At 37.7% G+C, this 22,049-nt stretch carries 24 protein-coding genes; 7 read left to right on the forward strand and 17 right to left on the reverse strand.

What is annotated here, in order from left to right; all coding sequences use genetic code 11:
• Positions 1-27 precede the first annotated feature (27 nt).
• Together NST46_RS19345 and NST46_RS19350 are read right to left on the reverse strand one after the other, a co-directional pair.
• Positions 28-1,581 (reverse strand): hypothetical protein, encoded by a 1,554-nt coding sequence (locus tag NST46_RS19345; RefSeq protein ID WP_341137612.1) that lies wholly within the window; start codon positions 1,579-1,581, stop codon positions 28-30.
• Positions 1,574-2,125, reverse strand: a complete 552-nt coding sequence (locus NST46_RS19350; RefSeq protein WP_251661368.1) for an RNA polymerase sigma factor — start codon at positions 2,123-2,125, stop codon at positions 1,574-1,576. The genes NST46_RS19345 and NST46_RS19350 overlap by 8 nt, the downstream gene beginning before the upstream one ends.
• Positions 2,126-2,790: 665 nt before the next feature.
• On the opposite strand from NST46_RS19350, the gene NST46_RS19355 reads away from it, so the two are divergent.
• Entirely contained in the window at positions 2,791-3,969 is a 1,179-nt protein-coding gene (locus NST46_RS19355; RefSeq protein ID WP_118888798.1) for a MalY/PatB family protein, read from the forward strand.
• 200 nt (positions 3,970-4,169) lie between these two features.
• On the opposite strand, the gene NST46_RS19360 is transcribed toward NST46_RS19355, so the two are convergent.
• The 5 genes from NST46_RS19360 to NST46_RS19380 all read right to left on the reverse strand — a co-directional run bounded on the left by NST46_RS19360 (position 4,170) and on the right by NST46_RS19380 (position 9,337).
• Positions 4,170-5,270: a GerAB/ArcD/ProY family transporter gene (locus NST46_RS19360; RefSeq protein ID WP_118888797.1), complete on the reverse strand. Its 1,101-nt coding sequence runs from the start codon at positions 5,268-5,270 to the stop codon at positions 4,170-4,172.
• Between the two features lie 37 nt (positions 5,271-5,307).
• Entirely contained in the window at positions 5,308-6,486 is a 1,179-nt protein-coding gene (locus NST46_RS19365) for a Ger(x)C family spore germination protein (RefSeq protein ID WP_251661370.1), read from the reverse strand.
• 201 nt (positions 6,487-6,687) lie between these two features.
• On the reverse strand, positions 6,688-8,124 hold the full coding sequence (locus NST46_RS19370; RefSeq protein ID WP_341137613.1) for a spore germination protein: 1,437 nt from the start codon (positions 8,122-8,124) through the stop codon (positions 6,688-6,690).
• Between the two features lie 330 nt (positions 8,125-8,454).
• A complete protein-coding gene (locus NST46_RS19375) occupies positions 8,455-9,036 on the reverse strand; it encodes a superoxide dismutase family protein (protein ID WP_095309232.1) in 582 nt (193 codons plus the stop codon).
• A 106-nt stretch (positions 9,037-9,142) separates the two neighbouring features.
• Positions 9,143-9,337, reverse strand: coding sequence for a hypothetical protein (locus NST46_RS19380; protein WP_095309234.1), 195 nt, complete (start codon positions 9,335-9,337; stop codon positions 9,143-9,145).
• A gap of 217 nt (positions 9,338-9,554) precedes the next feature.
• On the opposite strand from NST46_RS19380, the gene kapB reads away from it, so the two are divergent.
• Complete coding sequence (kapB, locus tag NST46_RS19385) at positions 9,555-9,869, forward strand: sporulation phosphorelay system protein KapB (RefSeq protein WP_341137761.1); 315 nt, start codon at positions 9,555-9,557, stop codon at positions 9,867-9,869.
• An 81-nt stretch (positions 9,870-9,950) separates the two neighbouring features.
• Here the strand turns inward: kapB and NST46_RS19390 are convergent, their stop codons facing one another.
• On the reverse strand, positions 9,951-10,214 hold the full coding sequence (locus NST46_RS19390) for a phosphocarrier protein HPr (protein ID WP_095309239.1): 264 nt from the start codon (positions 10,212-10,214) through the stop codon (positions 9,951-9,953).
• A 212-nt stretch (positions 10,215-10,426) separates the two neighbouring features.
• On the opposite strand from NST46_RS19390, the gene deoD reads away from it, so the two are divergent.
• The 3 genes from deoD to NST46_RS19405 all read left to right on the forward strand — a co-directional run bounded on the left by deoD (position 10,427) and on the right by NST46_RS19405 (position 12,443).
• Positions 10,427-11,134 carry a purine-nucleoside phosphorylase gene (deoD, locus tag NST46_RS19395; RefSeq protein WP_095309241.1) on the forward strand — a complete coding sequence of 236 codons (708 nt, stop codon included), beginning with the start codon at positions 10,427-10,429 and terminating at the stop codon, positions 11,132-11,134.
• 116 nt (positions 11,135-11,250) lie between these two features.
• Positions 11,251-11,844, forward strand: coding sequence for a biotin transporter BioY (locus NST46_RS19400; protein WP_303447905.1), 594 nt, complete (start codon positions 11,251-11,253; stop codon positions 11,842-11,844).
• Positions 11,845-11,966: 122 nt separating this feature from the next.
• Entirely contained in the window at positions 11,967-12,443 is a 477-nt protein-coding gene (locus NST46_RS19405) for a divergent PAP2 family protein (protein WP_095309245.1), read from the forward strand.
• A gap of 81 nt (positions 12,444-12,524) precedes the next feature.
• On the opposite strand, the gene NST46_RS19410 is transcribed toward NST46_RS19405, so the two are convergent.
• From NST46_RS19410 to NST46_RS19420, 3 genes are all read right to left on the reverse strand, one after another.
• Complete coding sequence (locus NST46_RS19410) at positions 12,525-13,190, reverse strand: 3D domain-containing protein (RefSeq protein ID WP_095309247.1); 666 nt, start codon at positions 13,188-13,190, stop codon at positions 12,525-12,527.
• 161 nt (positions 13,191-13,351) lie between these two features.
• Positions 13,352-13,663, reverse strand: a complete 312-nt coding sequence (locus NST46_RS19415; RefSeq protein ID WP_095309249.1) for a YuiB family protein — start codon at positions 13,661-13,663, stop codon at positions 13,352-13,354.
• A gap of 165 nt (positions 13,664-13,828) precedes the next feature.
• Positions 13,829-15,043 (reverse strand): NAD(P)/FAD-dependent oxidoreductase, encoded by a 1,215-nt coding sequence (locus NST46_RS19420; RefSeq protein ID WP_095309251.1) that lies wholly within the window; start codon positions 15,041-15,043, stop codon positions 13,829-13,831.
• A 482-nt stretch (positions 15,044-15,525) separates the two neighbouring features.
• On the opposite strand from NST46_RS19420, the gene NST46_RS19425 reads away from it, so the two are divergent.
• Positions 15,526-16,512, forward strand: coding sequence for an NAD(P)/FAD-dependent oxidoreductase (locus NST46_RS19425; protein WP_118888793.1), 987 nt, complete (start codon positions 15,526-15,528; stop codon positions 16,510-16,512).
• Positions 16,513-16,937: 425 nt separating this feature from the next.
• On the opposite strand, the gene NST46_RS19430 is transcribed toward NST46_RS19425, so the two are convergent.
• The 4 genes from NST46_RS19430 to NST46_RS19445 form a co-directional block, all read right to left on the reverse strand.
• Complete coding sequence (locus NST46_RS19430) at positions 16,938-17,078, reverse strand: hypothetical protein (protein WP_341137614.1); 141 nt, start codon at positions 17,076-17,078, stop codon at positions 16,938-16,940.
• 629 nt (positions 17,079-17,707) lie between these two features.
• Positions 17,708-18,064: a HesB/IscA family protein gene (locus NST46_RS19435; RefSeq protein ID WP_095309255.1), complete on the reverse strand. Its 357-nt coding sequence runs from the start codon at positions 18,062-18,064 to the stop codon at positions 17,708-17,710.
• A gap of 63 nt (positions 18,065-18,127) precedes the next feature.
• Positions 18,128-18,994 carry a diaminopimelate epimerase gene (dapF, locus tag NST46_RS19440; RefSeq protein WP_341137615.1) on the reverse strand — a complete coding sequence of 289 codons (867 nt, stop codon included), beginning with the start codon at positions 18,992-18,994 and terminating at the stop codon, positions 18,128-18,130.
• Positions 18,995-19,009: 15 nt separating this feature from the next.
• Complete coding sequence (locus NST46_RS19445) at positions 19,010-19,339, reverse strand: YuzD family protein (RefSeq protein ID WP_341137616.1); 330 nt, start codon at positions 19,337-19,339, stop codon at positions 19,010-19,012.
• 393 nt (positions 19,340-19,732) lie between these two features.
• Between NST46_RS19445 and NST46_RS19450 the strand changes: the two genes are divergently transcribed.
• Positions 19,733-19,957 (forward strand): NifU family protein, encoded by a 225-nt coding sequence (locus tag NST46_RS19450; protein WP_095309261.1) that lies wholly within the window; start codon positions 19,733-19,735, stop codon positions 19,955-19,957.
• 38 nt (positions 19,958-19,995) lie between these two features.
• On the opposite strand, the gene NST46_RS19455 is transcribed toward NST46_RS19450, so the two are convergent.
• The gene (locus tag NST46_RS19455) at positions 19,996-20,961 is read right to left on the reverse strand and encodes a 2-hydroxyacid dehydrogenase (RefSeq protein WP_341137617.1); all 966 of its coding nucleotides are present in this window, start codon (positions 20,959-20,961) and stop codon (positions 19,996-19,998) included.
• 114 nt (positions 20,962-21,075) lie between these two features.
• Positions 21,076-22,041 carry a hypothetical protein gene (locus NST46_RS19460; protein WP_095309265.1) on the reverse strand — a complete coding sequence of 322 codons (966 nt, stop codon included), beginning with the start codon at positions 22,039-22,041 and terminating at the stop codon, positions 21,076-21,078.
• Positions 22,042-22,049 lie beyond the last annotated feature (8 nt).

The following is a 22,049-nucleotide window of genomic DNA, read 5'->3' on the forward strand; positions in this document are numbered from 1 at the left end:
CATAACAGCAACGGTGCTTTTTTCCTCTTAATCGTATATTTCGACGTTTGCTACTTTCCACGTTTTGTCTTCATTAATTAGCTCTACTTCTGCTAATATCTTATTATCTTCCCATCTTACAAATTGATAGGTTTCTTGATGATTTGCATGGTCAACTCGAATAATAACCCCCGTTTGGAAAGCTAAATCCATGGCATTTACTTCACTTTGGTTATAATCAAGCTCAGCTACTGACATTGCTTCAACAATCTTTTCCTCTTCCCTTTCAATCGCATACAAATAGAGTGAGAGTATCTCCAGCGATGAAAGTTCTTCAAGAAATAACACATCTTGTTTTTCATCGTACGCTAAGTATGTCTTCGCGGTAGAAGATAACAACGGCCAAGTATTTGTTTCGTGAATATCCTCCATCTGTAAACCTGCAAATTTCTCATCGAAAAATAAAGACACGTGATTAATGAAAGAACCATTCTGACCCAAGTTTTTCCAATCACTTGATTCATACGTCTCTACAGCTGTGTTTACAATTTCCCAATACCTGGAGTCTCCATGATTGTTCACAAAGTTTAATAACTCTTCTCTTGCGTTTTGACTTAAGGTATATGGTGCATACTCACCAGCTTCAATGTACTCCCATAAATACAACTGTGCAATACTTAGTAGTTCCGTTTCTTCAACTAATACTTCCCTATCCTCTGGATAAGAATCAAACAAATCCTCGATTGCCAACAAGACCGTGTCTAACTCATCCCATGGTAATTTGCGTTCATTATAGATTCCGAGTGCATACGGTTCAATTTTTGATTCTACTAGTTCTATATAGCGTTCAAATCCTTCCATCTCCTGCAATCTTTCGTTATGTCGAGCAAGCCAAAGATAATCCGTACTAACTATTATTGCTGCCGAACCCAATTCTGCAGGCTTAAGAGCAAACCCTTGTTCATCCAGCAACTCTAAAAATGACTTTACCTCAGAAGGCCCACTATATTTCAAATTATTATGCTGTACTTCTAGTAAAGCCTTTTGTTCACCACTAGTAAACGCATATTTTTCAAATAGTTTACTCATATATGCCTGCAATGAAGCTTCCATTTCGTACATTTTATTTTCGAAATCATAATTTTGCCCGATTGATTCTCCAGCTTCATTCAATTGTTCAATTGCTTGCTCGGGAGTTGTAAATAAATAATCGATTTCCGACTTTATCTGTTCAAACGACTCTGCTTGACTTGTTAATTCAAACTGCTTCACAAGACGTTCTGCCTGTTTGACCTCCCGAAACGATTCCACACTTTCTATCCCAAGTTCCTTGCGAAAAGTTTCTTTCTTTTGCTGAAAATAAAGTTTCAAATATTCAGCTTCTCTATCCCCTTGATGTTCATCATTAATAAAAGGAAGTGCAACAACCATAAACAAAAGCATTCCCGCTATTATCGCAACAGTTGGCAACAACCGTCCCCACTTTGACCTTTTCCTAGCAAAAATAGAATGCATAACTGTTTTGGTATTTGTATATTCCGGCAATTTGTTATAGTCATCTTTCATTTCGTGAAGCATCTTTTCCAATGGCTTATCATCCATTCTGGTAAACCTCCTCTCCAATCGATGTTTCAAAAATCTCCTTTAATTTCGCTTTGCCTCGATGAATTCTAGTCTTCACAACGGATAGTTTAATATTTAGAATAAGCGCGATCTCATCATAGGATTTATCATGGAAATAATATAAAATTAATGGGATTTTATATTTCGCATCCAGTTTTTGTATACATTCATGCAAAAATAAATGCTCCTGTTTTTCGAAATAATAGCTATTTTTTATTGTTTGCAATTGGCTTTGCCTCGCCTTATCTATAAGCTTTCTGTCTCGTTTTTGCTTTCTGTATTGGTCTCGAACTACATTTAATGTAATTTGATAGACCCAGGTTGTAAATTTCCCTTTATGAAACTGATGTGATTTTCGATGAATTCTAATAAAAGTTTCCTGCACAATATCTGGAATATTTTCTTGTTTAACACCAAATTGATAAGCAAATCGTTCAATCACAGGTTTATATGTATCTATTAATTGCTCAAAAGCATCTTCATCCTTAATTTTTGCTCCGTTAACTAGCTCCGTTTCATCCACCTATACCCCCTCCTTTCTCCCACTATGTATGTAACGAAAGTTTCTTGGTAAATGTTTCTTAATTCATTAACTTTATAAAATTGGGTATTGTTTAATGTGTTTGGTGCTTCCTGGCTGAAATATCGCAGAAAAGAAAATATCTAGTTTATCTTCTTCTTAAAAAGGTTATCACGGTTGATTTTTCCTGCTACCTTTGTAAACTGATCGTGATAAGCCTTGTCTCGTTTTACTCTTCTATGAGTTACCGAATTCTCAGCGGCAAGAGCACACGTTCGAGTACCCCAATAAATGGTTTTCACGAAGTGTCTGAGATTGTCCCCACAAAAAGTTCGATTGCCTCGAACAGCCCGGGCGGCGGAAGCTACTAAAAACTTAACAAACAATAATTAGTTCGCGGTTTATATTTTTCACATAAAAAAATTTAAAAATCCCTGTTTATATTTTTTATTTCGGGGTAATACTATAACTGTAAGACTTTCTCGTATTCCCCCTGTAAGCAAGGCGTTTAACGCTTTGCTTTTTTTTTCGTTTCCTCTAAGCTTTTTTAGCAAGTAAGAAAGTAAAAACTTCCTGCTTGCACAAGTGCAACTAGCATCGCCGAAAAGCTTGGCAAATGTCAAGATTACTAATTATAATAGCATTAACGACTTTATAGGAGGCATTTTATGAGTATTTTCGAAGAATTATATGACCGTAAAAATACAAGATCTGTTAAATGGGATATGCTGCAAGCAATGTTCCAATCAGAGGACGTACTACCGATGTGGGTTGCTGACATGGATTTTAAAGCTCCCGAAGCTGTTAATGAAGCATTAATAAAACGCGCTCAGCATGGAATTTACGGATATACTATTATCGATGAGACAGTGTCAGGCTCAATCGTCAATTGGTTAGAAAAAAGACATAACTGGAAAATTGATCCTGCCTGGTTATCTTACAGTAACGGTGTTGTTACAAGCCTACATATTGCTGTACAAGCTTTCACAGAGCCACAGGATAAAATTCTCATTCAGACTCCTGTCTATCCACCATTTTATAATGTAATCGAAGCCCATGATCGTGAAGTAATCAAGAATCCACTCGTTAATAAGGATAATTACTATACAATCGATTTTGCAGACTTTGAAAATAAATTAAAACTTGGTGTGAAAGCATTCATCTTATGCTCCCCACACAACCCTGTTGGTCGTGTGTGGAGACAAGATGAGCTGGAAGAAATGGCAAGGTTATGTTTGAAATATGATGTTATGATTCTTTCGGATGAAATTCATGCGGACCTTGTGTTCCCAGGGCAGAAGCATATCCCGATTGCTTCACTTTCTGAAGAAGTTGCCAATCATACTATTACGTGTATGGCTCCATCGAAAACATTCAATCTTGCTGGACTGGATGCATCCTATGTGATTACAACCAATACCGAAAACCGAAAAAAGCTTGATGCATCATTTAATAAACAAGGCTTTCATAACCAATTAAATACAATGGGAAATACCGCAATGGAAGCAGCATATACACATGGCGAGCCTTGGCTTGAAGAATTAAACAGCTTGCTTGAAAGTCATACCAATTATGTAACTGAAATGTTCGACCAGCATATACCTGAACTAAAAGTTGTGAAAACGGAAGGTACTTACCTTCTTTGGATTGACTGCAGTGCACTAAATATGGATAGTAAGTCTTTGAATAAATTTATGATTGAAGAGGCAAAGGTTGGCTTGAATACTGGGGCATCTTATGGAGAAGCTGGCGAACAATTCATGCGTATGAATATCGCCTGTCCACGTGCAACTTTAGAAGAAGGTGTCAAACGGATAATCGGTGCCGTACAAACATTAACTAAATAAATACGATAAAACACATGATCACTCCAGTTGATCATGTGTTTTTTGCTAAAAAAATGGCGATCATTTTTTCCACCGCACCCAAGAAACAATAGAGAATGGAAGCGAAAGAATCAAAAAAAACACTAATAAAATCCATGGATACTCGATCACTACATCAGACTGCCATGGCCAGAGAAACCTGTTCATTCCATAACACTCCTTTATTTAGATGAGACTTTAGTAAATATCCTTCGTATGACAGTCACAACCAGCAATAGAAATGGTAAAACAATTAACAATGGAACCCATAAATGAAGGGGAAAAATATGAATACCGACATAGATATGTTCACTTAAATTTGTTGACATCGTCATTCCTAACATGTAGGTAATGATAGCTACAGGTAAAATTAGATATCGGCTCGAACTTAGATTCAATAACAATTGCATCGAACGAACTGCCGCAAAAAAATAAAGCGTTAATTTAGCAAAAGCAGTGAGAACCATAACTAAGCTTACGATTGCATCTAGGTTGTCAAGGAAATCAGCAATCGATATTTGTTGCATTAATGTATAAACGGGAAATAGGGTACGTTCTAAAATACTTTCTCCGAAGACGAGCGATTGCATCAGACTAAGTATAGCAATCGTTATTCCGGATACAATTGCTGCGATAATTGTTACCTTCATTACCTTTTCCGTTTCTTTGACTAATGGCCAAATCATTGCTAATGTTAATGTCTCCGCAAATGTTTGCGTGATACCTGTCGGCCATACGGCTGTCCAAATCTTTCCCCAACCTTGTCCAACCACGGGAAGGATATAGTTAATATTCACAACATCTGAAAAAAACAGTAGAATAACCTCAATCATGAAGATTATTAACACCATCGGTAACAAGTATTCGGTTAGTCGAGCGATAACTTCAATTCCAGATGAAACCCCATACAAAACAACTAATAAAAGCGAGAGAACAATGAACCATGATGGTGTCTGTGGAAGAATCGTAACAGGGATAATTGACTTTACATCGGCTAAAATTCGCCCTGCCACATACAAAAACAAAAGTGGATATAGCCAAGCAATCGGCATACCGATCCATTTTCCAAGTTGTGCCGGAAACCATTCCACAACTGTTAAACTTGGGTTCATTTTCATTAGAGCAATATACATTAAAATCAGCATAATTCCCAATGCAGTAGAGATTAGAATTGCTAGCCACGCATCTCTGCCAGCAGATGAAGCAAACCCAAATATTACAGATGAACCAAGCTGGAAAAACACTGTAATTGTAAAAAGCTGATACACCGATATTCGTTCCATAAGATCCTCCTAAGAACTTGACGGTAAAGGATTCTCCTTAATCTTTCTGATTTGAGAATATTATTGACTGGTTAGTAAACCCGGTACCCTTTATCTTGATTTCAGTTGCTATTTCGATTTCAATTTCAGGAAAAACTTCTGCCCACTTACTTTTATACATATCATTCCACAGTTTGGGATTCGAACGATAAACCGCATGTCCAATGCCAAAGACATCTGATTGTAATTCTTTTTGAGCTTTATTCACCGTTAATTCAAGCCTTTCTTTAACCTCATCTTCAAACATTTTTTTAACCTTTTGAATATTTTCTGGATCATTCAAATCGAACGTTGAGGAGTTTTCAAAGATTTCTACTTCTCCATAGCTATCGACTTTTATTTTCACGTTATCCTTCGATACAGTTGGCTTAATCTTAGATGATACTTGCAGTATTTCTGCCCCTATTTGCCCTCCGCCTTCATTACCTGGAACTGTCAGAGATATCGCTCCAGATACAAATTCATCGCGCATCCATAAAAGACCTCGAGATTCTTTATCATCCATCCATCCTACTAATTTATCTCCCTTAAAGATTGCTGCGCCATTTAGCGACGGAACCATATCTGAGGAATTATTCTCTTTTTCTAATGGCTCACTTGAAACTTCTGAAGCAAAGGGTTCATCACCATCAGCTAACATGCGGGTCAAAAAATCCCTTACCTTAACTTCCAGCCCCGCCCCTCTTTTTTCTTGTTCTCTAATTTCCTCTGTCGTCATACTTTCAATCTGAGGTTTTAAGTTTAACTTATCATTTGCCTTTCCCTTCGCAAATAAAATTGTGCTACCTAATTGCGGTTGCCTGAACCTTGTGAAGAAATCAAGTACAGAAGAAACACCTTCCGTTGCCAACTCTTCCCCTATAATAAGCACATTACTCTGACCAAAGAAAACCTCTCTGGACAACTTCAACTGAATTTGTCGATATGCTTCCATAATATCTTGCCCCTCTTCCGAGACCACTATTGTTGTTTCAGATCCCCCAGATCCTTTACCAGCTTGAGGGCCAAGGTTTTTTGGAACTGCAATTTGTAAGCTAAGCAGAATATTTTTATTTTCCCCTTTATCAATTGCAATACCAGTGACTAAGGCGATATCAATTACCTCGGTCCTACCCCAGCAACTCGTAAGGAGTGGTATCATCACGATAAGTAAGATTAACCTACATTTTCGTTTCATATACGTTTCCTTTCCGCTTCGACATAAGTTGTTAAATGGTTAGAAAACTTGGCATTTGTCTATTTAGGCGAATGCCTTAGTTGCACTTATTCAGAGAGGCTTCCCTCAAAGTTGGATAGAGGTTTTGAAAAAAAGTCGGTTTTTTCACCGATTTCTTCCAATCTGATCTACTACATCTGGAAAGCCGCATTAGCGTTTTTCTTATTGATTCGGACCAGGACGTGAATTATGCTTAATACGATTCGCTTTATTTTTCCCTAGATAGCCTGGGCGCTTGTTCATCGCCCACCATGGTGCCCTAACAAATATATCCTTCAAATTAGTTGTATCCAACGGAGCAACTGGTGAAAAGTATGGAACGCCAAACGACCGGAGTCGTAAAATATATATTTGTAACGTTATCACACCTAAAAAAACTCCATACAGACCCATAAATCCAGCAAGAAACATCATTGGAAAGCGAAGAATTCGAATAGTGTTAGCTTGTTCATATCCTGGAATAATAAATGAAGCAATCCCAGTTGTTGCGACAATAATGACCATTGGACTAGAGACAATCCCAGCGTCAACGGCAGCTTGCCCAATTACTAATGCCCCGACAATACTTACAGCCGATCCTACTGCTCGGGGTAGGCGAACTCCAGCTTCTCGCAATCCTTCAAAAGCAACTTCCATAATTAACGCTTCAATAAGTGCAGGAAAAGGAGTGGCCTCCCGTGCAACAGCTAAACTAAGTAATAAACTGGTTGGAAGCATTTCCTGATGAAAAGTTGTCACAGCAACATAGAGCGATGGTAACAATAGGGAGATAATTAAAAACAAATAGCGTAACATTCGAATAAACGAAGACGTAATATAACGCTGATAATAATCCTCAGGACTTTGAATCAATTGAAAAAACGTTTGTGGAGCAATTAGGCAAAAAGGCGTATTATCAATGATAATGCCGACGCTCCCTTCTAATAAGCTTCCAACTACTTTATCCGGACGCTCGGTATGACCAACTAAAGGAAAAACAGAAAATGGGTTATCGTCGATTAACTCTTCGATATATCCACTTTCTAAGATAGCGTCAATATCTATTCGATCAATCCTTTCATGAATCTCCTGAACTAACGAATCTTCCGCAATGCCTTCGATATATGTAATGACGAGATCAGTTTTCGATAATCGTCCTACTTTTTTTTGTTCCATTTTTAACCGAGGTGTTTTCAACCTTCTACGGATTAAACTCGTATTTGTCCTTAAGTTTTCTGTAAATCCATCCCGCGGCCCTCGAACTACTACCTCCGACTCTGGCTGTTCAATTGCTCGTTTCTCCCATCCCTTTATACTAATAAATAATGCATCTGGCATTTTATCAATTAATAAAACTGTATTTCCCGATAAAATATGATCGGTAACATCTTGCAGCTTTTGACTACTAGTAGCATCAGCTGTAGTAACAACTCGTTCTAACAGCTGTTTAATTGAAGTAATTCCCGCTTTTAACTCCTGTTCATCCCAATTCAATAACGGTTTCAATACGTCGGAATCCATTAATTGTTGGTTGACAAGCCCATCTAAAAAAATAAGCATTCCTTTTTTATTCCCGATATGCAGCTCACGATAGACGATATCCGAAGATTTTTCGAACACCGCCTTTAACTCGTTTACATCATTCTCCAATTCACCTTTAAGTACTTCGCTTTGAAATGGACTCGACTGTTCTTCAAGAGGGTGTTCACTGTTAAAAAATTTAAATAGCTTATTAATACTTTTAATGATAATATCCCCCCTCTATCAATCATACAAATTATTCTTACCTGTTTTTGGGGTATTATGTATGGTGGTGTAACATTTATCCTGTTCAATATTTATCACATTTCAATTGCTCATTATTTGTAGCCAAAAAAAATGGCTTGCTAATAAAATGGATAACAAGCCGATCGATTCTTTAATTTTTCTCATTCAATTAATATATTTCTACTATTCCTCTTGTTCCTCATTAAATTCTGTCGGGTCTGTTGGAGCATCTTCTGACTCCCCCGCTCCATCTTCTTTTTTAATCACACCACAAATAATTCTTGCTCCAGAATTCCCACTAGGCTGACTTACCCCATCATCTTGATTTTCTGTAACAATTAATGAGGTCCCACCTTTTTCAAAAAGCGAATTCTTCCCATCTAACAATGTCGCCTCTGCGAGCATTAGCTCTACATCAACAAGTCCTGCACCATCTGCTTCAATGTTCGGCAAATCACCAAGATGTGCACCATCCGGGTGCATAAGCCCATGCTCTTTCCCTTCCGGATCTAAATGATTTCCAGAGCTTTTAAAGTCCGGTCCTTTACAAGCCGGGTACTCATGAACATGAATTCCGTGAAAACCTGGAGCCAGCCCTTCAAGTGTAAGTTCGATTTGCACACCCTCTGCAGCTTCATTTAACAAAGCTGTTCCAACTCTATCTCCGGTGCCATTATACATTTCAACCGACTTACTCGTAATTTCATCGGAGGATTGGCAAGCAGTTAACAAAAGTAAGGTAATGAAAACAACCATAAAACGCATGTAAAAAATCTCCTTTTGCATTCCTTTATAATCAGTATTTGCAACAAGGTATTAATCTAAACAAAAAAGCCTCCTATTTTTAAAGAATAGGAGGCCTTGCTTTTACTTAAGTATGATCTGTCGTGTGTCGATTATTTTCCAATTGTTGCTGATACTGCTTATTAAATTTTCGTTCATCTTTTCTCGATTTTTTAACCATCAGGTACATTGCAACGACTGCTAAAATGATAAAAATTGTCAATGCAATAACAGCTGGAATATATTCCGTCTTATCTTCTGGAAAATAGAGAAACGGCATCATCAATCTTCACATCCTTCTCCATCAATTATAACAAACTTCTACTATTAGCCAACTAACAGAATTAAATATTCGCAAATTCGCCCTATTTTTGGCAAACTAGAGCTAAGGAAGGTGATTTGATGTCTGAAATTACAACTGGAAGTTTGGTAAAGGCGCATTACCGTTCAGGAACAGAACATATCTTGGTGTTGTAAATGAGCTTAGGGGCGAGAACTATCTGGTTGAAGTTCTAGCTGTCCAAAAACATCCATTACAGGGAGACCTACACAATTACGGAAAGCTAGATGACGTGTTTTTTCATGAACGAAAAGCATTAGCCTTTCACGAAAAAATGAACGTTAAAAAAGCAGCAGTTAAAAAGTATGAGGGTGAAATTCCAGACTACGGTAAATCTTTAAAAGAAGCAGTAGAGGAATATATGGAAAAACTAGCAGCAGAGGATATTCCATTTAACAAGTTGGCACGTCAAAAACTCGATAGTTTGGAGAATACGCATTACAGAAAATTGTACAATCAAAAAAATAAAAGCTAGAGATTAATATCATCTAGCTTTTTTCTTTACACTGTAAGCACCATACCTGTCCAGTTTGTAGTCGCTTACCTTGTTTTCATCTTATTCACCTAAATGTTCTTTAATTACTTCAGCAACACCGTTTAATGCTTCTTCCTCATCATTTCCAGTAGCACTGATTTCGATTTCAGATCCTTTTGGTATACCTAGTGACATAACACCCATAATTGATTTTAAGTTAACTTTCTTACCTTTATATGAAATTTCAACCTCAGAGTCATATTGGCCAGCTTTATTAACTAATAAAGTTGCAGGTCTTGCATGTACACCAGTTTCAGCAGTAATTGTAAATGTTTGTGATTTCATTATAAATCATCCTTCCAAATCTATTTTATACTATTTTTTCAAACATTTATGTTATGTGATTCACATAAACCTACATCTATTATATACAATTACAGAAATTAATGAAAGAAATAAGCTAAAAAAAATCGTACACTGCCGAAATTTGTCTTTCATTACCTGTTATGATAACGTTATTTTGAAACGAAATGCTTCAGATACAAGGAGGAAATTAAATGAGTGTTCACATAGGTGCAAAACAAGGTGAAATTGCCGATAAAATTCTTTTACCAGGAGACCCGCTTCGCGCAAAATATATTGCAGAAACTTACTTAGAAGACGCTAAAGTTTACAACGAAGTACGTGGGATGTTAGGTTATACCGGAACATATAAAGGGGAACGTGTTTCTGTACAAGGTACAGGAATGGGGGTACCATCCATTTCTATTTATGTTAATGAGCTAATTCAAAGCTATGATGTCAAAAAACTGATTCGCGTCGGAACATGTGGAGCGATTCAAAAAGATGTCAAGGTTCGGGATATCATTTTAGGACAAGGCGCAACAACGGATTCACAAATGAACCGATTAATTTTTAATGGCATTGACTATGCGCCAATAGCAGATTTTGAGCTACTTAAAAACACGTATGATGCCGGCATTGAAAAAGGCCTTAACCTTCGTGTTGGTAACATTTTTACCAGTGATACATTCTATCGTGATAATGCAAAAGAAGTAAATGAGTTGCTTGCGAAGTATAATGTTTTAGCAATTGAAATGGAATCAACAGCACTTTATACTCTTGCAGCAAAATACGGACGCAAGGCTCTGTCTGTACTTACGGTGTCTGACCACATCTTAACTGGAGAAGAAACAACAGCAATGGAACGTCAAACAACCTTTAATGACATGATGGAAATCGCCTTGGAAGCAATTATTAAATAAAGCTATTTATTAGGACAGTCTAACCACAGGCTGTCTTTTCCATTGTCACCCAAACCTTTTATTGGTTGACAGTATATAAAGCTGCCCTTATTATTTTCTTATAAGGGGGAATATCCATGAGATTACGTCCAATTGACTTAACGTTTGGGGCCATGTTTGTTTGTTTAATGGCAATCGGGGCGAATATTACTGTTTGGTTTCCATTTTTGGCGATTCCGATTGGAGGAGCAACCGTTCCTGTATCCTTACAAACATTCTTCGCTATCTTAGCTGGAATGATGCTGGGGAGAAAGCTCGGGTCCATTTCAATGGTAGTTTATGCCTTTCTTGGAGCAGCAGGCTTACCGATATTCGCTGGTTTAAAAGGCGGATTCTTTCAATTCATTAGTCCAACCGGAGGGTTTATACTTTCCTTTATTTTAATTGCCTTTTTCGTTGGCTGGATGACAGAGAATCGAAAAGCTCGTTCGATTCCATACTTTATCTTTGTTGCAATTATTGGTTTAGCGATTAATTACGGTGTTGGAACTACCTATATGTATTTGGCAATGAATACATGGCTTGATTTATCGATCTCCTATCCCGTTGCGTGGGCAGGGATGATTCCGTTTATGATTAAAGATGCGATATTATCAATTGTTGCAGCTCTTTTCATGCTTAGTCTTGCCAAACGGATTCCTTCCACCTTAAGGAATGTAAATATACAATAATGTCTATGCTATAGACATCCGTTTACCTAGTCAATTCTCTATGGTAAAATAACAGCAATATGGCACCAGCGAATATGCAGGTTTGATCAGTAAATTGCAGTAGGAAGGATGTTTTATAGCTTATGGAGTTATTTTTAAATTTCCCTTTATGGGCAGCTTTAGCAGCAATTGTTTTTGCTCAAGTAATTAAAATTCCAATTAAATTGATTTTCACAAGAGAGTTCCAACCAGGCCTTGCATTTAGTACTGGGGGAATGCCAAGCAGTCATTCCGCTGCTGTCACTGCACTGACAACTGCTATCGGTATCATTGAAGGTGTCACATCCAGTGTATTTGCGCTTGCATGTATATTTAGCGTGATTACGATGTTTGATGCTTCCGGTGTACGCAGACAGGCTGGGGAGCATGCAGCTTTGCTCAATCGATTAATTAAAGACTTTCAATACTTTACAGAAAGTGCGAAGGATTGGAATAAAAAAGAAGAATATGAAAAGCGCAGAGAATTGAAGGAACTGTTAGGACACCAGCCGATTGAAGTTTTTTTTGGCGGGTTAACTGGAATCGGTATTGCTTTCTTACTCTATCCGTTCTTTCAATGACACATATTAATAGAGGATGCTTTTTGTGTTAACAATAAAAAACTCCCGCTCGTTAGATTTCGGGAGTTTTTTTGTAGTTCATTAATCTTCGTTAAATTGTTGCCTGAATACTTGCATGGCTTCATCTTCATTTAATTTAATGAGTTGTTCTTCTGTCAACTCACCATTACCCATTTCAACAATATAGACTTCTAATTCCCTTTTCCCCCACTGTGCGAATACATCATCCACCGTGTGGTAAAATAAGTCAATTTTATTTCCTTTTATTGCACTACCTTTGTCAGCAACAACACCATATCCGTAATCCGGAATATAAAGAATTGTTCCTATTGGATAAATCGTCAAGTCAGCAGCAATGGTAGAATACAAGTCTCGCTTTACTTTTACTCCTGAAAACGTAATTCCATATTCTGGATGCTCTTCCGTTTTCCCGGTTGATTCGATTCCGGCCGTATAACCAGTTGCTACTACTGTCGCAACAGGATATTGGTCAAAGTCAATTGCTTCCTCAATCGTTTGCTGCGATGCAATTTCATCGCTTGAAATATAACGTTGCTTCGTTTTTGAAACGTTTAATCCCTTATGTTTTAATGTTGTTTGTCTGAGCTCTGCTGCCTTTGCCGTCATCACATTACCCGACTTCGGATGTTCTTCCCCAGCATTTGAAATGATTGTCACAGCCTGAACAAGCAAAATCATAATTAATGTCAACATTCCAACATGCAAAATAAAATTTTTGATTTTCATAATAACACCTCTTGGATGTCATCATTTCCAATCTAGTAAAATTTTATTCATCAACCTATTAGAAAACTACTTAGCATGTCACAAACTTTTGAAAAGATTTCTTCATTTTAACTATGTACATGGGATTAAATTCATTTTATAAACGGTTGCTTAGTGGATTGTTAAAACATTTGATAGCCGCTTTTACGCAGGATTTTTATAACAATCCCTGAGACAATTGCTCCAGCAAGTCCGGAAGAAAGGATAAAGATATCAGCGATCTTTAAGCTCAACAATTCTTGTCCTAATTGTGAAAATGCAGCACTTGTATTTGTAAAATATTCCATTGTTGATAGTTTATCAATAATCATAATTACAACAAACGGATAAAGGAATGCCATTAGCCATGTCCTTCTTAATAGCATGTTTAATATGAATGCGATTCCGAAAAAAATGACAAAATATAAAATAATGGAAACGATTAATTGTATCAATCCAGTAACTCCCCTCATGTAATCGATGTTAGCATACAACTGTCATTTTATACTAAAACAGAACAAAAGCGCAAGCATCCGGGGACACTGGAGTTAGACGCAACAAAAAAAGCAAAGGTTCTGCGCTTCCTTTGCTTTTTTTGTTATAGCTTACCTTATTTAATTCTAGTAAAAAATGTTAAATTTTCCTTTTTTCATTAAAAGACCAATACCGCCTAATTTAAGAAGGTAACGATTATCACTCATTTTTTTCATAACCGTTGCTTTCCAACCAAATAATTTGCGTCCTAGAACTTCAGCAATTGCATCATCATGACCAAGTGAAGCAATCGTACCTAATAGATTTGGCTCAAAAGATTGTAGCTGTTCTCCACGTACTGCCGCTCTTACATTATGCGCAACTGTGCCCGATTGCTGAATGGCAATTTGAGCTGTTGGAGGGAATGGTCTCCCTGTTTGCTCATTCATAATTAACGCACAATCACCAATGACAAACACATCATCATAATCTGGAGTACGCATATCTTTCCGAACTTCTACTTTGCCACGATTTGTTGCAAATCCAGACTGCTCAACAATTGAATTTGCCTTCACCCCCGCTGCCCAGACCGTTGTCATTGTCGGAATCTCGGTAATCTTTCCATCTTTTTCATATACAATACTATCTTCCTTACATTCCTTCAGCATTGCACCATTAATAAATTCAACACCACGAGCGGATAAGGAATTTACTGCATATTCTACAAGCTCTTCATCAAACCCTGGTAGAATTGTTGGTGCTCCTTCTACAACAATAACTCTGACTTGAGTTTTTTCAATGTCATATTCTGCACATAGTTCTGGAATTCGATTGATTAATTCACCGGCAAACTCTATTCCTGTGAATCCGCCGCCACCAACAACAATATTCAGGCGTGCATCGTTTTTTTCGGCTTCATTATGGTAATTCGCAAAGTTAAAATCCAAATGCTCTCTAACTAAACGAGCACTATTAATGTTATTAATCATTAATGCATGTTCTTCAAGTCCAGGAATACCAAATGTAGCTGATTCAAATCCTAAGCCAATAACGAGTACATCATATTTCAATTCTGTATTCGATAGTTTCACAGTTTTTTCTTCAGGTTTAATGCTAATCACTTCATCTAAAACAATATTGATTTTTCTTGAATTGATAACATCTTTTATTTTAATCTTTGTGCGGTCCGGGTGAAGTGTTCCTGCAGCATTTTCATGTAGCCAAGTTGCTTGATAGTGGTAATCATTTTTATTTACAAGGGTAATTTCAGCTTCGTTCATATGCATCGTTTTCTGTAGTTTCGAAGCTGTCATCATCCCACCATATCCTGCACCTAAAATTACAATGTGTGGTTTATTCATTCTTATTCACTACTCCATTATTTCAATTTACGTAGTCACCATAGGTCAATAAAACCTATGTGACATATTTCACTATTTACTCTTTGAAACATTGACATTCGTTTAAAAGGATACTGAAGAAGGCGTTCTTGCTTTCCTAGAACCCTCTTACTACATTGAAGTATAAGCCTCTTCCTGTTTGAACGCCTTAACTGAAAGACTATACTTTATTATTTGCCTATATAAAACCCAGGTTCAATCCAGATTCTCTTTTTCTATAATTATATTAAAACTAATTTGTCATCATTCTGTAATATTCCCTCATTTATATTAGCTTTTTTCAAGAATGTTTTCAACCCTATATGTTATTTTCCTAATTGTATATTTATTAACTGTTTTTCTTAAATACTCATAAAAACATTCTCAATTATACACTTCACGAACCGGTTGTGGTACGATAGAAATGTTGATATTTATCGAAATAAATCGGGGGTTTTTTTATCATGTCTGAACAAATCTATGATGTCACAATTATCGGATCGGGCCCTACCGGATTATTTACGGCTTTCTATGGTGGCATGCGCCAAGCAAGTGTAAAAATAATCGAAAGCTTACCACATACTGGTGGGCAGCTTACAGCCCTGTATCCGGAAAAATATATATACGATGTAGCTGGATTTCCAAAGGTTCGCGCTCAAGAGCTTGTCGATAGACTAGAAGAACAGGCAAACATGTTCAATCCTGAGATTGTGCTTGGCCAGGCTATTGAAACTGTTGAAAAGCTTGAGGATGACTCATTTAGATTAACTTCCAATACAGGTGAAGTGCACCTTACAAAAACAATTATCATTACAGCAGGAAATGGCGCATTCCAGCCACGTCGTCTGAATATTGGTGAAAGCGAACGTTTCGAAGGTATTAATTTACATTATTATGTAAAAGATATGAATCAATTTAAAGATAGAAATGTCGTTCTCTTAGGTGGAGGCGATTCTGCAGTGGACTGGGCACTTATGCTCGAAAAGGTTGCCAAGAAAGTGACACTCGTTCACAGGCGTGATGAATTCCGTGCACACGAACATAGTGTAGAGCAGCTAAAAGCTTCAACTGTTGAATTATTAACACCATTTACTCCTTCTGAAATTGTTACATCTGATAAAATCGATCAGCTTATTTTCCAAGAGGTAAAAGGCGATCGAACAGTTGAATTAGAAGCAGATGATGTTATTTGTAACTATGGCTTCATCTCCAGCTTAGGACCTATCAAAAACTGGGGGCTTGAAATTGAGAAGAACAGTATCCTAGTTAACACGAAAATGGAAACAAATATTCCAGGAATCTATGCTGCAGGTGATATTTGTACTTATGAAGGAAAAGTAAAACTAATTGTTACTGGTTTTGGAGAAGGACCGACAGCCATTAATAACGCTAAAAATTACATCGATCCAAAAGCGCGTATTCAACCAAAGCATTCAACAGCAATGTTTTAATCTATATAAGTCACCCGAATTTGGGTGGCTTTTTTATGTGTTAGGCAGGGATTCGAGGGAGGGTTAGCGAATGAGCATTATATCTGATTGTGAGATGCGTTCTTGTTTAAAGAAGTTTTTACGACTCTATTTTCCATTTATAAGAAAGATGCTTTGCTGAGAAGATTGCCTGCTTCCCATCCCCAAAGGGAGAGAATCGAACAAAATCTGAGTATCGCTTATGCAGGCAATCAAGGCGAACGTTCATTAGAATTCCATTTGAACTTTACCCGGATGATTATTACGCGATTTTCATCACCTCCGGCTTCCATGGATAAACGGTTACCATATCCAAATCGACCTATTGCTTGTTCCCCCTCCGTATATTTATTTTAGAAGTCAAGGATATAATGGGTAAGCTTTACTTCGACGATACTGCACAACAATTAATCCAGCAAGTCATCTTCTATATTACAGGCACCAAAAAATGCATCCCATATCTTTGAGTTTGTTGTTCCATCAGCAAATCTACCATTTAAAATCAACAGCTTGAAAAGCCGCTTTCCTACAAAAATTCTTCCCATCACCAGTTTGATGAACTAACCTCTCTACTGCTTAAAAATCACACAGCCTTAATCACCATTGAATTAGCGAAGTATCATATTCGCGATACGCAGTTAATCAAAGGTATACTATGTAACCAACGTCCGTTGAAGCGAGAATGGGGAACTTTGAAATGCAATCGCTGCGGCTCAGAAAACAAGCTTGCACATATCCAATCCCTGATGGATTATCTGCTTCTAATCGTTCAGGAAATAAAAAACAAAACAAACACTTTAGAGATTTCGCCCTGCTGCCGTCTAGTTCGATAACGTCGAAATTACTGAACATACTACCACTAAAGCATCGTGGCACCTATAAAAATCGAACCTACCTGCTTTATTTTGTAACACTATCAAGGCTAATCAACATGTAGAAGCATGCTTAGTTGGCTTGGGATGTATTTTATGCGCCCCTTTATTGGCGTGAGTGGGTTGTGTTTTGGTGTTTGTGGATTTGGATCGTATTTGGTGATTGGATCATATTTTACTTTATTCAGATTGTATTCTCTCCTATTTGGACTGTATTTCATCCTTGTTCGATCGTGAGCAAAGAGAGGCCCACGTACCCTCTCCAGTCCACAAAAAACGGAGCACCAGTCAGCGCTCCGCAATCTTTAACAATCTCCTGGTGTTCCGACTTTATCCTTCGTACGGAAAGATGAACCACATCCACAGGATACAATAGCGTTCGGGTTATCAATTGCAAACCCGCCACCCATCATGTTTTGTTTAAAATCAATAGTTGTTCCTTCAATAATCGGAATGTCCTGATTGAAAAAAACTACTGGAATTCCATTTATATCTTCTACAACGTCTAATTCTTCATTTATATCATATTCAAACCCTAGTGAATAAGATAATCCGCTACATCCTCCACCCTTAATTCCAAAGCGCAGATGTGCACCCGCGGATTCTTCCTGCATCATCTCTTTGATTTGGGCGCTGGCATTATCTGTCAACGTAATGACCATTTTGACGGACCTCCTCATTTCAGACTATATATTAAGTATACAAAGAGAAATCAAGTAGTTCAACTATTTCTGCTCGGCATATTGGAATATGCCTTTAGCAATGACCTGTGCATCACCAGTCATCCACACGTTTCCAGCCTCATCCCATTTAATCGATAGATCACCGCCAGCTAAATGAACCGTGATTGTTTCGTTCTGATTACAATAATGATTTAAAGTTGAAGCAACCACAGCTGCACACGCTCCTGTACCACATGCTTGTGTTACACCAGAGCCTCGCTCCCATACACGAAAATTCAGTTCATGAGGAGAAACAACCTCAACAAACTCCACATTAACACCCTCTGGAAAACGCGAATCTCTCTCAATAACAGGACCAAGCTCATACAATGGTGCTGCATCAATTGCATCTACAAAAAACACTGCATGAGGATTCCCCATCGATACAGCTGTCACCTCTAATTTTTCACCATTCACGTCAAAAGGCTCCGCAACTACTTTAGGATCATCACTTCCCATCATAGGAATATTCACCCGCTTCAATTGTGGTTGCCCCATATTAATTGTTATTAGTTCTACCTGTTCTGCGTCATTTTCAGTCACTTCAGCTGTCACAATATTTGCTCGCGTTTCGATTGTGAATTTTTCATTTGACACAATTCCATGTTCATATGCATATTTCGCTGTACAACGGAGCCCGTTTCCACAGCTTTTCCCTTCCGAACCATCCTTATTAAAGATCCGCATCCCAACATCAGCCTTTTCGCTGGGATGAATTAATATCATGCCATCTGAACCAATGCCAGTATTGACATTTGCTAGCTTTTGAGCAAGATCGGAAAAGAGATTTTCTTCTATGTTAAATTGGAATAAATCGATATAAATATAATTATTTCCAAGCCCATGCATTTTGATAAAAGGTATTTCCATTAATACTCCTACTTTCTATGACTGTAGTTGTACACCGTACTTATCTAAAGATTGATAAATTGTTTTCAGGCGCGGAATTCCCTCTGCAACCATATCATCATTTACAAATACAATCGGATAAAATAAATCTTCTGAAAAAATTTGCTCTACGAATGTCTTATGTTTATCCACATCCTGTGGCTGATTAATATCAATGTATTCATATGCAATTGGGTCAGCAACATATTTTCTAGCAATCGCTGCTTGAAGCCATTCGTACGTATCCTTTGAGCCAGGTGCTCCCACACAGCTTGCACAAATCTGCTCTGCTCCATAAACCGTTATGGTCACTTTTTTTGCATTCATACTCCCCCACCCCTTCTATATTATAGAGGTTGTTCAAAAAGTCCGGTAAAAATGACGCAAATCGAGATCAGGAGAACTTCGACTAAGTACCCACACGTCCCGTGTCGAACGTCGAAGTCACCACATCCTGCGGAAGCTCGTTGGCTAGCTTTTCCGTTCCTCACATAATAATTGCATACGTTCCGGCACTCAAAACTTCGCCGCCTCGAACTTCTCGGTCCTTTTCATCTTCCTTTTGAACACTTACTTATAGTTTATCTTAGTTTCTTTTATTTTACAAAAACCTCGTAAAAAGATAAAATATAAATAACTGGATCTAACTTAATAAATTTTTAGATAGATTTTTATAGGTAGTCATTCTATAATAAGAGTATGGAAAGGGGTTAGATGGATATGCATGAACAAGTACAAGAAGTATTAAATAAATTACGTCCATTCTTACTACGTGACGGTGGAGATGTTGAATTAGTTGATGTAGATGAAGACGGTGTAGTGCTCGTTCGTCTTATGGGAGCGTGTGGTAACTGCCCAAGTTCTACAATTACATTAAAAGCAGGAATTGAACGTGCGTTAATCGCAGAAGTTCCTGGCGTTAAAGAGCTTGAACAAGTATTCTAATAATATATCCTTTAAGGCAGACTGATGTCTGCCTTTTTTTATTTGATTGGAGTTATCGGCTTACTCCCATGCAGAACTACGCTGATGTTGTCCAAGCAAAGCTGAATCATCGTCGTGCGTGTCTCCACACTTGCAGATCCAATATGTGGCAGGCAGACGACATCATCTCTTCCAACGAACGGATGGTCAGATCGAATTGGTTCTTCACGGAATACATCAAGGCCCGCCGCTCGAATTTCACCTTTATCCAACGCCTCTAGTAATGCATCCTCATCAACAACTCCACCTCGGGAAATATTAATGAAAATCGCGCTTGTTTTCATCTTTGCAAAAGCTTCTTGATTGAAAGTATTCGCCGTTTCCTCTGTTAGTGGGACAACGGAAACGATAAAGTCTGATTCACTCAATAGCTCATCAAACCCTGAATAAATAACACCGAGTTCCTCTTCAACTGCTGGTTTTCGATTTCGATTATGATAGCGAACGTTCATATTAAATCCAGTAGCACGTTTCGCAATCGCTTCACCAATTCTCCCCATTCCAAGAATTCCGATTGTTTTGTGATGAATATCAGCTCCTGCAAGGAGGAATGGAGCCCATTCATTCCATTTATCTTGTTCAATAAATGCACTTGCCTCAACAATTCTTCTTGCTGTGGCCATTAAGAGTCCAAATCCCAAATCTGCCGTTGTTTCGGATAATACATCCGGTGTGTTAGTAACAATGACTTGATGTTTACTCGCTGCATCTACATCAATATTGTCAAAACCGACTGCTAAATTTGCAACGACTTTTAGATTTGGCGCTTGTGCTAAAAGCTCTTCGTCCACGTTATCACTAAGTACAGTCAACAAGCCGTCTGCATGCCTCGCCTCTTCAAGCAGCACATCACGAGGTACACGTTCATCCTCCTTCTCCCACATGCGGAATGAAAAGCTTTCTTGGTACGGTTTTAATAATGTTTCTGGAATTTTTCTAGTAATATAAATTGTAGCTTTTCCCATACTGTCCCTCTCTTTACCAACTATTGTACTTGCGCAACGACTTGCAATCCAACATTTAAGCGTTCCGTATATGAATCGCTCTAGTGACCGATTAAGTCATTTTCTAATAAGCAATTACAACCAGTGTACCATAGGTATCCCCCACGTTTCAGCATCCACGCCTGTTATTTCAAAAAATTCACTCAAAAAACTTTCAAACACAGATTGCTGTTCGATTATTTTTTCTAAGCCTTTTATATCTGGTGTGGTAAAGCCTCGCTCAATAAAATCAAACAAGTGAATTGGAAAAAGCAAACGCGCATATACTAGACGCCAACCAAAAACCGAAATTGGTGCTACTTGTTGATAGTCATTTAAAAATGCAATTGTCTTTTCGACTTTATCATTATTTAGAATGACACTACGTATATATTCAGCAATATCTCTTGCTGGATGATCATATACAAGCTGATCTGTCCAAATAACTGGAAAATCCAATGATTCATAGCGATTAAACGTAATGGTTCCTTGATCCGTTTCAAGTATTCGCCGTTCCCGCTCACTTTCTTGCAGAAACTGAATTGCATTTTCACTTATTCCAATTATATATGGCAAAAAATTCATCAGCGCTCGATTATATTCAGACTGTTTTTCCTTTGCTTCGCGCTCAATTCCAGTCTCAAAAGCTGTTAATTTATCTATCCATAATGCTTTCCACTTCCCATAGCTCGATATTGATTTCGGTTCATAACCAAATGCTGTTCCAATCTGATGAAACTCAGCAAGTCGAATTCCCGCAGGCTTTGCGGAATATTCTCGATTATCTACTTGCTGCATTTGGATAACCATCCATATGTTTTCACCATAGGATGTAAACCATTCTCCTTGTAAATTCGGGATTGGAAGTGTCATTATTTCCACTGGTTGTTCCTTTAAAAAATAAGTTACTGCCGCTTGCTCAGTAAGAATTGTTTCCTTGTTTCTTCCTGAAATGGTAAAATAAATACTATCACCTTGCTTGTATCCTTCTTTATTTCCAAATAATATTTTCCGCTCTGGATGGATACGGTAATAAATAGCAAGCATTCCTGTTAGTGGCAACATGATCT

This window comes from Oceanobacillus sp. FSL W7-1309 (assembly GCF_038002145.1).
GTDB lineage: Bacteria > Bacillota > Bacilli > Bacillales > Amphibacillaceae > Oceanobacillus > Oceanobacillus profundus.